Raw genomic sequence first — 12,519 nt, 5'->3', positions numbered from 1 at the left:
GGTGTGCCAAATCCGCGTGAGACCAACACCAGGGATTCACGTTTTATAAAATACTCATTAAAGTATTTCCGCAATCTGCCGATACTAATGTCTGATATTTATATGCTTTTAATCATAATCTAGTTAGCCAGAGCAATAAATTAAAGATGGGGAATGGCAGGTGAGCGAAACGTCTAAAGAGAACTTTGTAAAAACCAATAAATTAGCAATCTGTGCAATTCTTCGTGATCTAAAGAAGAACGATACCGCAGTGATGGTCACTCATGCCCGTGGGCAATTCATTAGCCGCATTCTGGATGTGCTTCCTGACTCGGATCAATTTATTTTTGATTTTGGCAGTGTCAGTCATGAGAACATCGCAGCACTGGCTGCTAGCCAACTGAAAATTATTGCAGAGCCTACCGGTGCTAAAATTGAATTTACCTGCAATCCACTGAAAGAAATAACGTATTTATCTTTACCCGCTTTCAGCACTTTCATTCCTGAAAGCCTTTACTTTATTCAACGTCGGGAATATTTCCGGGTAAGTATTCCTCAATGGCCTGCTTATTATTGTGCAGGGAAATTCGCCGACGGCAGTAAATTCTCTTACACATTAGCGGATGTTTCTTTGGGAGGAATGGGGGTTTATGCCGCTAAAGGTAGCGAGTTCCCGGTTCAAGGGTGCGGCATTTTGCGTGATGTGTCAGTTGATTTATGTGGCTTTGGTATTTTTAAATTGGATTTGCAATTTATCCGAGCTATCGATAAACAAGTGGTAAATAACAAAGGTGAAACCCTCACCGTGCAGCGCTTGAGTTTTAAATTCCCTCGCTTAAGCCCAATTCAAGAAAAAGGATTGCAACGGGCTATTTTTGAACTGGAAAAACAACAAACCGCCAAAGCCCGAAAATTTCAGGATGGAATTTAGTTTTTGAAACTATACCCTAAATAATTTGAGTTACAGGAAAGCGGTCAACGCAAATTTAGCTTGAAGTATGCGGATATATGGGTGATGACCCGCTGTTTGTGTTATTGTCGGCAGGCAGCAGGTATTTCAATTTCCTTTCTGGTTATGTTTATAACTGTTTGTTTTTTCTTCCTCATTTCATGCCCGCATCCCTGTTTTTTTCTTTGGGCTATAATTAATACTTTTCAGTTTTATTGCTCTTGCATCTTCATGCGTATTGTCAGTCTTTACCTACCTCTTTTTTGACTGAACATTTTTACGTGTCAGCCTTTTGTTTTCCATCTTCACTCAGCATTTTTGACAGCATTCTACTGCAGTGGCGTTTCCTGCTCAATATCACGCGGCTCGCACCGCTCAGGCGGCTCACCTGAGCAATTCGTTTGGATAGGCTTTTATCCAGCTATCCCCGATTTTTTGTTATGTAGATCGCCATAAGATTGCATGAGCACCGGACCAGAAGGTACCTATGAAATTATTTCTTAAGACTATTCTTGGACAGCGCCCCATGTGGGGATCACGAACAACAGTCACTCCTTGGCATGATTTTGCCCCGGTTAGGGAAGAATTATTCAGTGTGGAGAGGCTGGAGCAGCATGCTGAAAGCCTCGCCAAAGCTCAGTCGATAACTACCCACCCGCCACGGGTATCTACTTTGCATGCCCGTCTGGATGATAACGCCAATACCTTGTTGGCGGCGTATCGGGCCAGTGCCGCAGAGTTGGAAAAGGGCCGCACAGTCGTCCCTGCGGCAGAGTGGTTGCTGGATAATTATCATCTGGTCGAAGAACAGATCCGCGAGATTCGCGATGATTTGCCGCCGGGTTATTACCGTCAATTGCCGAAATTAGCCGATGGGCCCTTTGCCGGTTATCCGCGTGTTTTGGGGATTACCTGGGCATTTGTGGCGCACACTGACAGTCACTTGGATCCCGATGCTTTATGTCGTTTTATTATGGCGTATCAGCGTGTTCAACCGCTGACCATCGGTGAGTTATGGGCGGTCGCGATCACTTTGCGTATCGTGCTGATAGAGAACTTACGTCGCCTTGCCGATCAAATAACACAAGGGCGTAAAGCGCGTGCAGATGCTGAGGTGCTGGCAAATAAGCTATTAAAAACAGGAGACAGCCGATTAGCGCTGGAGTCCGATATTGCAATGCGCTCCACGGAGCCTTTATCTGAGCAATTTGCATCTCAGTTGGCAAAACGGCTTAGAGACCAAGATCCGCGTACCACCCCCGCGTTAGGATGGCTGGAGGATCGCCTGAAATTACAAGGCGTAACGGTCAGTGAGGTGGTGCAGAATGCCCAATTACGGCAAGGGGCTTCCAACGTTTCAGTCCGAAATGTGATAACCAGTATGCGGCTGATTTCGGATATTGATTGGGCTGATTTGTTTGAGAGTGTCAGTCTGGTAGACGAATGCTTACGGCAGGGAAGCGCCTTTGCTAGCATGGATTTTCAAACCCGCAATCTGTACCGCAGTGCTATCGAACAATTATGCCGTGGTTCGACTTTCACTGAACTGGAGATTGCCCGCCTTGCTTTGCAAGCAGCGCAGAATGCCGCCGCTACGGCAGAACCTGAAAACGTCGACCGCTGCCGCGATCCCGGTTATCACTTGATTAGTGCTGGGCGGCGTGAATTGGAAGAGCAGGTCAGATTCAGCCCATCAATACGATTGTGGTTTAGCCGCTTGAGCATCCGCCTCGGGGTTGGCGGCTATATGGGGGCGATTTTACTGGTCACGGCTGGATTACTGGCATTGGCGCTGTGGGCGCTCTCTTTCCCCGGTTTGGCTACCGGATGGCTGGTGTTATTGGCCTTCGTTGGCTTTATTCCGGCCACTGAAGTGGCGACTGTGCTGATAAATCGCGTTATTACCTGGAGCTTCGGTGCCACTATTTTGCCGGGGTTGGAATTGACCAACGGCGTACCCGATGAGTTGCGTACCTTGGTGGTGGTGCCGACATTGCTGACCAGTAAGGCAGATTTACTGGAGCAAATTGACCAACTAGAAGTTCATCATTTGTCGGGCACCACCAGCTCTCTGACTTTTGCCCTATTGCTGGATGGGGCTGATGCAGACACCCAAGTGGTGGCCAGTGACGGCCCACTGTTGGCCTTGGCTGATGAAGCCATAGCCCGGCTTAATCAACAATATGGCCCCGGCCCGGCTGGCCCGCGTTTCCTGCTGCTCTACCGGCAGCGAATATTTAATGAAAGCGAAAATCGCTGGATGGGCTGGGAGCGCAAGCGGGGTAAGTTGCATGAGCTTAACCGCCTGTTACGCGGAGCAACAGATACTTCATTTATTGCTACCGCCGCCGGTGAGCCACAGGTGCCCGCGGATGTGCGCTATGTCATTACGCTGGATGCCGATACCCGCCTTCCTCGCGATGCGGCACTGCGTTTGATTGGCAAAATGGCACATCCGCTGAATCGGCCGCGTTTTAGTGCTGATCAACAACGGGTGGTTGATGGCTACGGTATTCTCCAGCCTCGAGTGACATTGGCATTGCCGATGGGTAAGGGTAGCTCATTGTATCAATGGGTTTTTTCCGGCCCGGGGGGGATGGATCCTTATGCCGCCGCGGTTTCAGATGTTTATCAGGATATCTTTGGTGAAGGCTCTTACACCGGCAAAGGTATTTATGATGTTGATGCATTTGAAGCGTCATTGCTGGGCCGGGTGCCGGATAATACTTTGCTCAGTCATGACTTGTTTGAGGGGATTTTTGCCCGGGCGGGCTTAGCCTCGGATATTGAAGTGGTTGAGGAATCTCCGGCACGCTATGACGTGGTCAGCAAACGCCAACATCGCTGGACGCGGGGCGATTGGCAATTACTGCCATGGATTATCAAGTCATCTATTATCAAATCCGCTAATACCACACCCGCTAATACCAAACATAGCCCCGACAGCAAAAGTGTTCCGCTGTTGGGCCGCTGGAAAATGGTTGATAACCTGCGGCGTTCGCTGGTTGCGCCCTTCACATTGCTGTTGCTGGGGATCAGTTGGATGCTACCGATGCCCGCGGCGTGGGTCGGCGTGCTGTTGGTCATCGTATTGACCGCTTTACCCGCTTTTTTGCCGATTTTATGCTCCTTGTGGCCGGCCCCAAATACTCGGCTTAGTAACCATTTTCGCTCTTTATTCGACGATACCAAACGCGCCGCTAGCCAAACATTCCTTTCGCTGGTCTTTTTGGCCGACCATGCCTGGCAAATGGCGGATGCTATTGGTCGAACACTGATTCGCTTGTTTATTACTCATCGAAACTTATTGGAATGGATGACGGCGGCCCAATCCGCAGGGCAGCCGCGCCCCGGTTTATCCGGTTTTTATCGGCATATGGCTGGTGGTGCATTATTCGGTATGGTGATGTCCGTCATTGCATTCATTTCCTCCCCAAATGCTTGGCCGTTGATTTTGCCCTTTGCGGTACTTTGGTTGTTTGCACCCGCGATTGCATTGTGGGCCAGCCGCACCTATCAGGTGGTGCAGCATAACCCGATAACCGCGGACGATATTCTTGAGTTGCGTTTAACCGCCCGCCGCACCTGGCGTTTCTTTGAAACCTTTGTCACACCCGACGAAAATATGCTGCCGCCTGATAACTTTCAGGAGGATCCAAAACCGGTGGTGGCACACCGAACATCGCCGACTAACATGGGCCTGTATTTGCTCTCGACCCTGGTGGCGCGTGATTTTGGTTGGGCAGGGACGTACCGCACGTTGGTGCGGCTGGAAACCACCTTTGACACATTTCATAAATTGGCTCTTTTCCGTGGGCATTTCTTTAACTGGTATGACACCCAGGATTTGCGGGTGCTGGAACCGGCTTATGTTTCTTCCGTCGACAGTGGGAATCTGGCTGGGCATTTGATTGTATTGGCCAATACTTGTGAAGAGTGGGCGGCAGAACCGCTAGCAGCTAACGGTGCTAAGGGGTTGATGGATAATCTGTTATTAGCGAAAGCCGCATTCAGAGAGTTACCGCCGGGAGATGATGATTTTAAACGCAAACTCTGGGCGATTCTGGCGCAAATCCGCATGGATTTAAAACATGTTGGTGAAGCGGAAATGCTGCCGCTGACATTGAAACCTTTGTTGGCGAAAGCCTCCGCGATGGTGCATGGCGTTGCTCGTCCAATCGATGACAATGCATTTATTGATTTAAGTTATTGGATTGAAACACTGATTGTGGCCGCCGCTGAACATGAATATGACCAGCGATTGACCCAAGAGATGCAGGAACAGGTCGCTGACCGGTTGCTAAAGTTAGCGGCCGAAGCCCGTCATATGGCGTTGGCGATGGACTTTGCTTTCCTGCTTGATCCTGAACGCAAATTACTGTCTATCGGCTACTCGCTGGTGGATAACAGCCTTGATCCAAGTTGCTACGATTTGCTGGCATCTGAAGCTCGGCTCGCCAGCTTGTTTGCTATCGCCAAAGGCGATGTGCCTACCCGGCATTGGTTCCGTTTAGGGCGAGCGGCAACCCCCATCGGCAAAGGGGCCGCGCTGATTTCATGGTCTGGTTCGATGTTCGAGTATTTGATGCCATCATTGGTGATGCGAGCGCCGGCGGGGAGTTTATTGGATCAAACCAATCAGTTAGTGGTGGAGCGGCAACAGGCTTATGGGCGCAGTTTGAATATTCCATGGGGGATCTCTGAGTCGGCATACAATGCGCGCGATATCGAGTTTACCTATCAATATTCTAACTTTGGCGTACCGGGGTTGGGGCTAAAACGCGGCTTATCAGAAAACACCGTCATCGCGCCTTATGCGACCGGCTTGGCAACCATGATTGACCCCCATGGCGCACTGCAAAATTATGAGCGGCTGGCCAAGATGGGGGCGCTGGGGCGCTATGGTTTTTATGAAGCACTCGATTTTACGCGCTCCCGATTGCCGGAAAATCAGCCGGTGGCGATTGTCCGCAACTATATGGCGCACCATCAGGGGATGACCATTGTGGCTATCGCCAATACTGTCCAGCAGGGGCGGATGCGCAACCGCTTCCATCGTGAGCCGATGATTCAAGCTTGTGAATTATTGCTTCAAGAACGTATGCCGCGCAATGTGGCCATTGCTTACCCGCGTACCGAGGAAGTCTTGCTTTCCGCCGTGGCAGATAACGCGTTGCCCACCATGCGCCGCTTTCATTCATCTGTTATAGGGGCACCCGTTATCGGGCCGCCTATTACTCATTTGTTATCCAATGGCCGTTATGCCGTGATGTTGACCACCGCCGGTGCTGGCTATAGCCGTTGGTTGGATGTCGCGGTCACCCGCTGGCGGGAGGATGCCACCTGTGATGATTACGGTTCCTTTATTTTCCTGCGTGATTTGCGCAGTGGCCGCAGTTGGTCGGCAGGGGCGCAATTAGCCGCCAGTGATAATGCGCATCGCGAGGTCATCTTTGGTGAAGATCATGCTGAGTTTATCTGCCGCGACGGCACACTCACCAGCACCATGAATGTGCTGATCTCCAGTGAAGACGATGGTGAAGTTCGCCGAGTTTCATTGCTGAACACGGGCCGCCGTGCGCGGGAGATTGAACTGACTTCTTATGCTGAAATGGTGCTCACTGCGGCGGCAGCCGACAATGCCCATCCGGCATTCGCCAAAATGTTTGTGGTCACTGAATTCTTACCGGAGCTGGGGGCATTAATTGCGACGCGGCGGCCTCGCACGGCGCAGGAACCTCAGGTCTGGGCGGCACATTTCATGGTAGCCGATGGTTTGCCAGTGTCAGTATTGCAATATGAAACCGACCGCGCGAAATTTATTGGCCGCGGTAACCGGGTGGCGACCTCAACAGCGATACAAGTGGGGGAGTCACTGTCGAATACCCTGGGGACGGTGCTTGACCCGATATTCTCATTGCGCCAAAGCTTATTGGTTCCCGCCGGTAAGACTGTCACCGTCTCCTTCTGGACATTAATTGCATCATCGAAAGAAGCGCTGCTGGACAGTGTGGATCGACACCGTGACCGCAGCGCCTATGACCGGGCGAAAACACTGGCCTGGACTCAGGCTCAGGTACAATTGCGCCATCTGGACATCAAAGCGGAAGAAGCGGCCGATTTTCAGCAATTGGCTGCGCCGATTCTGTATGCCGATGCTCGTTTCCGCTCGCCGTCCACGACTATCATGCGCGGGGCGGGGGCCCAGTCAATGTTATGGGCGCAATCAATCTCCGGCGATTTACCCATCGTTTTGCTGCGTATTGAAGACATTGAGGACATTGAGCAAGTGCGGCAATTACTGCGCGCGCACGAATACTGGCGCATGAAACGCTTGGCTGTTGATTTAGTTATCATCAATGAGCGGGCCTCTTCTTATGTGCAGGATTTGCAAATTGCGATTGAAACCGCGGTGCGCAGCAGCCAATCGCGCCCTCGTTTTGGTGATGAACTGCGCCAGGGGTCGGCATATGCTTTGCGGGCTGATTTGATGAGTGCAGAAACGCGCGCGTTATTATATTCGGTTGCGCGAGTGGTGCTGTCCGCTCGTTATGGCACCTTGGGCAATCAACTGAATCATCTATTGTTCGCTCTCGATAAAAAAGTGCTTCCGTCCAATAAAAAGCGATTTGCATCAGATAAAAAGCTATTCGTATCAGACAAAAAAACATCCTTATCTGATAACCGATTGATTGAAAAAGATAAAAAAACAGGTTTCTCTCTGATTAAATCGGCCAATTCGCCAGCAAATTCTTCATTGCCGTTAGCGAAAACATTATTACCGCAGCCAGACAATCTGGAGTTTTTCAATGGGCTGGGCGGTTTTGGCCAACAGGGGCGGGAATATGTCACTTACCTCAATGATGGGGAAAATACCCCAGCGCCTTGGATCAATGTTATTTCAAATCAAACCTTTGGCTTCCAAGTTTCCGCTACCGGCAGTGGCTATACCTGGGCCGAAAATAGCCGGGAAAACCAGATAACGCCGTGGCTGAATGATCCGGTCATCGATTCGTCCGGTGAATGCCTGTATTTGCGTGATGAAGATTCCGGCCTAGTGTGGAGTCCGACGGCGCAGCCCATCCGTGATGGCGGCACTTACATTGCTCGCCATGGCCATGGCTACAGCCGGTTTGAGCATCAGGCCAATGGCATTGGTATGGCGCTGCTGCAATATGTGCCGCTGGCAGACCCCATCAAGATATCTCGGCTGACATTGCATAATATGTCGGATAAACCACGGCGTATCTCAGTCACGGCTTACGCCGAGTGGGTATTAGCGACGTCGCGCGGTGCCTCCGGGCCATTTATCATCACCGAGATGGATGAATCGACCGGCGCGATGTTGGCGCGTAATCCATGGAGCACCGCATTCCCCGGCAGAGTTTCTTTTGCTGACCTTAATGGTCAGCAAAATAGCTGGACGGCTGACCGCAGCGAGTTCCTCGGCCATTATGGCAATAGCGCCGCGCCGCTTTCATTGTTGGCAAAAATACCGCTATCAGGTGCGACAGGCGCGGGGTTCGACCCATGCAGTGCGCTACAGCAGACACTTGAACTGGCCGCCGGTGAGCAGGTTGAAGTGGTTTGGTTTATCGGCCAGTGCGACTCAGTGAGCGATGCACAGACATTGATTACGCGCTACCGCGCCGCAAATCTGGATGCGGTGCTGACGGAAGTCACGGATTACTGGCGCACGGTATTGGAAGCGGTTCAGGTGAAAACGCCGGACAGGCAAATGGATATCATGCTCAATGGTTGGCTGCTGTATCAAACATTGGCCTGCCGAGTTTGGGCAAGGTCGGCGTTTTATCAGGCCAGTGGCGCTTATGGCTTCCGTGATCAGCTACAAGATGGCATGGCGCTCACCTTTGCTCTGCCGGAGACAACTCGCCACCATCTGCTACGGGCTGCCGGGCGGCAATTCATTGAGGGCGATGTTCAGCATTGGTGGCTGCCGCATTCAGGGCAGGGGGTGCGCACCCGAATCTCTGATGATCGGGTTTGGCTCTCTTATGCGACCGCCACTTATATACTTGCCAGCGGTGATGCTGCGGTATTAGATGAAATCGTGCCTTTCCTCGAAGGGCCGATATTGCATCCGGGCGAACACGATGCTTTCTTCCAGCCATTAGTGGCGCAAGAAACTGCCTCTCTGTTTGAACACTGCGCTAAAGGGCTGGATCAATGCATTGAACTGACTGGTGAGCTGGGTTTGCCATTGATGGGAACCGGCGACTGGAATGATGGGATGAACCGGGTTGGTGAAGAGGGAAAAGGCGAAAGTGTTTGGCTCGGTTGGCTGCTGGTGGCGACACTGAAAATGTTTATTCCGTTGGCGCAAGAGCGTGATCCGCTGCGGGCCAGCCAGTGGCAGCACCATCTCACCGGCTTAATTGCGGCATTGGAACGGGAAGCATGGGACGGCGATTGGTATCGGCGTGCCACTTTTGATAACGGCAGTTGGTTGGGTTCCAAAGAGTGCGAAGAGTGTCGCATAGATTCTATCGCTCAATCATGGGCGGTGTTATCTGGAGCGGCGGATCCCCAGCGGGCGGTGCAGGCGATGGCCTCGCTGGAGCAGCATCTCATTCGCCCAGATGATGGGATGGCGTTGTTGTTCACTCCTCCTTTCGATAAAACGCCGGATGACCCCGGCTATATCAAAGGTTATCCGCCAGGATTGCGTGAAAATGGCGGGCAATATAGCCATGCTGTAATGTGGGTGATTCTTGCTTTTGCCGAGTTGGGAAAAGGGGATAAAGCGCGTGATTTGTTTGCCTTACTTAATCCTATAAATCATGGAGATACTCCAGAGAGGATTGCACGTTATAAAGTAGAGCCTTATGTGGTGGCCGCTGATGTCTATTCTGTCGCGCCGCATGTCGGGCGTGGTGGTTGGACGTGGTATACTGGCTCAGCGGGTTGGATGCATCGTGCGGGTATTGAGGGCATTTTGGGTATCCGACGCGAAGGGCAAGAATTGGTGATTAATCCTTGTATTCCAGCTAGTTGGCCGGGGTTCGAGGCGACCATCAATCTTGCGAATACGCGCTATGCTATCCGTGTTGAAAGTCCGGCGCAGCGCTGCCAAGGGATCAGTTCAGCGACATTGAATGGTTCTCCTATCTCCTATCAGCTCGATGGATTGCGGGTCGCGTTGGATGGGGGGGAATACGAACTGATTATCGTTTTGTAGCGGTTATTCACTGAGTCGAGATAGACACGACTGATTCAGCCAACGAGTCAATCAGCGCTATCTCAACTTAACAAAATAAAAACTAAAAAATATGTTGAATTATCATGCGATTGCCCCAATATTATAAGTAGAATAATAAGGAGGATTAAGTATGGGGATCAGCGAAGAAGAGAGTATCCGCCGTTTGACTGATGAAAAAAGCTCGATTGGTCATTCGGCTAAATGGGTAGCAATTATCTCTGCTATCTATTTCATTATTATGCTGTTTTATCAGCATGAATTGGGTGTGTTAACCTTAGCGGGTGGGATTTTTGTGGTGTCATTCTCAATCTGGATGAAAAAACGCCAGAAAGTAAAATCTTACAAGGATCAACTGCAACAGATGGGCAATGACAAAATGGTGTAATTTTTAGGGTATAGACTGATTGGTCAGAGAACAGCAGGCGCAATGCCTGATGAATTGTTCATCCTATTTCAGCGATTTAGACATATTAAATCCCGTCACTACAAATGCCATTTGCTCATATAATCTTTTCGCCTGTGGGTTATCTGCCGCGACACGCAGTTTTATTTCAAATATACCTTGGGCAACCAGCAGTTTTTCCAATTCCTGTAAACAGGCCGAGCCATAACCTTGGCGTTGATACTGTGGCAGCACATAGAAATCTTTAATAAAGGCTGCGCTATCATTTACCCCCAAACCAAACCACAAATAGCCCACCAGTTGTTCATCGAGTTCAGTGTCACTTTTATTATCGAGACAAAACAAATGATCGCCAGAGCTATTAACACCGTCTGGTAGGTAGCTATCAAAGAGGTGTGTAGCATGAGCCACGGCCTGTTCGGCGCTATAACTGCTGTTGGATGATAAATCTTGTGCATACTCGGCAATAAATAAATTCCGATAGTTGCAGAGTTCGTCAGTGCGCATTGCTCTGAGTGTGACCATGATGTTTTTCCTAATGAAACGCGCTATTGTGATTATTCAGTCTTAGGCCGAGTAAATTTAATTCGGAAAACACAGAGTAACGCTTTTCAGATAGTAAAATATATAAAATAAATCATCAGTGGGAATGTTATGACAACACAAAATAGCCATAAAGATGCGGTTGAAAGGCAGTTTGGTGATCAGGCAAATGCTTATTTGACCAGTGCAGTGCATGCTCAGGGTAAAGATTTACAGCGCCTGGCGACCCTACTGCAACCCCACGGTGATGCCCATCTGCTTGATCTCGGCTGTGGTGCCGGGCATGCCAGTTTCGCCGCTGCGGCCGTGGTGAAATCTGTGGTCTCTTATGATCTCTCCGCACAAATGTTAACTGTCGTCAGCCAAGCTGCGGTGGATAAAAAACTGACCAATATTGAGGTAAAACAAGGGCTGGCTGAATCCTTGTCTTTTGATGATCAGAGCTTTGATGTTGTCATCAGCCGCTATTCAGCCCATCATTGGCATGATGTCGGCCAGGCTTTGCGCGAAGTTAAGCGGGTATTACGGCCCGGTGGCAAAGTTATTTTTATGGACGTAGTTTCCCCCGGTCATCCAGTGTTAGATATTTATCTACAAACGGTGGAGGTGTTACGCGATACCTCGCATGTCCGTAATTATGCGCCGGGAGAATGGCTGGCACTGTTTACCGAGGCCGGACTGACCATTAATGAAGTGACTTCCGATCGGTTATATTTGGAGTTCAGCAGTTGGATTGCCAGAATGCGCACACCAGCACATTTTTCTACTGCAATCAGCGAGTTACAAAAACTAGCCTCTGATAGCGTAATTAACCATTATGAGATTCAAGCAGATGGTTCATTTACCAGCGATATTATGATGATTGTTGCAAAATGTAGCTAAATATATCAAAAATTGGGCGGCGGTATATTATATCGACGCCCACCTTGGGGTATTCCTCTTTATTTTTCTCGTGCGACATAGATTAATTTATTTCCTCCTTATTCTCCTCACAATGATTGATGTTCTTTACATAGCATTACGTCCCCTTGCATTGGTTCGCTCATAATTAACCTCACAAAGACATTATATATCACCCGTTAGTTGGAGCATATTATGAAACTATTACCTATCATCGCCGCTGCACTTATTGCTACCGCCTCATTCGCCACTATGGCTGCACAAGAAGTTAGCCCAGCACAAGCGACTAAATTGCAAAGCATGGGGGTTATTTCTCTTTCTAATATCAGTGGTTCACCGACGGATGTGGAGTCGGCCCTGAATGCGAAAGCGGATGCAGATGGCGCGAGCCACTACCGAGTCATTGGTATTAGTAACCCAGGTGACTCGAGTAATTACAGTGCCAGCGCTGAGATTTACCGTTAATCTTTCACCATAAGTGAAAATTAATGAAATAGTTAGATACAGTATTGGTATTGATTATAA

Annotated in this window: 6 protein-coding genes; 5 read left to right on the top strand and 1 reads right to left on the bottom strand. The window is 49.8% G+C overall.

From position 1 onward, the window contains the following. Positions 1-160: 160 nt before the first annotated feature. The 3 genes from DXZ79_RS15100 to DXZ79_RS15090 all read left to right on the top strand — a co-directional run bounded on the left by DXZ79_RS15100 (position 161) and on the right by DXZ79_RS15090 (position 10,533). A complete protein-coding gene (locus tag DXZ79_RS15100) occupies positions 161-910 on the top strand; it encodes a flagellar brake protein (RefSeq protein ID WP_038631422.1) in 750 nt (249 codons plus the stop codon). 505 nt (positions 911-1,415) lie between these two features. Further along, positions 1,416-10,127, top strand: coding sequence for a GH36-type glycosyl hydrolase domain-containing protein (locus tag DXZ79_RS15095; RefSeq protein ID WP_120011415.1), 8,712 nt, complete (start codon positions 1,416-1,418; stop codon positions 10,125-10,127). A gap of 151 nt (positions 10,128-10,278) precedes the next feature. After that, on the top strand, positions 10,279-10,533 hold the full coding sequence (locus DXZ79_RS15090) for a hypothetical protein (RefSeq protein WP_038631426.1): 255 nt from the start codon (positions 10,279-10,281) through the stop codon (positions 10,531-10,533). Between the two features lie 63 nt (positions 10,534-10,596). Here DXZ79_RS15090 and DXZ79_RS15085 read toward each other — a convergent pair whose 3' ends face one another. Further along, entirely contained in the window at positions 10,597-11,076 is a 480-nt protein-coding gene (locus tag DXZ79_RS15085; protein ID WP_050291394.1) for a GNAT family N-acetyltransferase, read from the bottom strand. Positions 11,077-11,205: 129 nt separating this feature from the next. Between DXZ79_RS15085 and DXZ79_RS15080 the strand changes: the two genes are divergently transcribed. Both DXZ79_RS15080 and DXZ79_RS15075 read left to right on the top strand, forming a co-directional pair. Next, on the top strand, positions 11,206-11,976 hold the full coding sequence (locus tag DXZ79_RS15080) for a class I SAM-dependent methyltransferase (protein WP_038631430.1): 771 nt from the start codon (positions 11,206-11,208) through the stop codon (positions 11,974-11,976). Positions 11,977-12,189: 213 nt separating this feature from the next. Further along, the gene (locus DXZ79_RS15075; protein WP_004392288.1) at positions 12,190-12,459 is read left to right on the top strand and encodes a YdgH/BhsA/McbA family protein; all 270 of its coding nucleotides are present in this window, start codon (positions 12,190-12,192) and stop codon (positions 12,457-12,459) included. The last annotated feature ends 60 nt before the right edge of the window (positions 12,460-12,519 follow it).

The sequence above is a fragment of the Yersinia rochesterensis genome, assembly GCF_003600645.1.
Lineage (GTDB): Bacteria > Pseudomonadota > Gammaproteobacteria > Enterobacterales > Enterobacteriaceae > Yersinia > Yersinia rochesterensis.
Note: the sequence above shows the minus strand (reverse complement) of the source record. Positions and strands in the feature narration are given on the sequence as shown.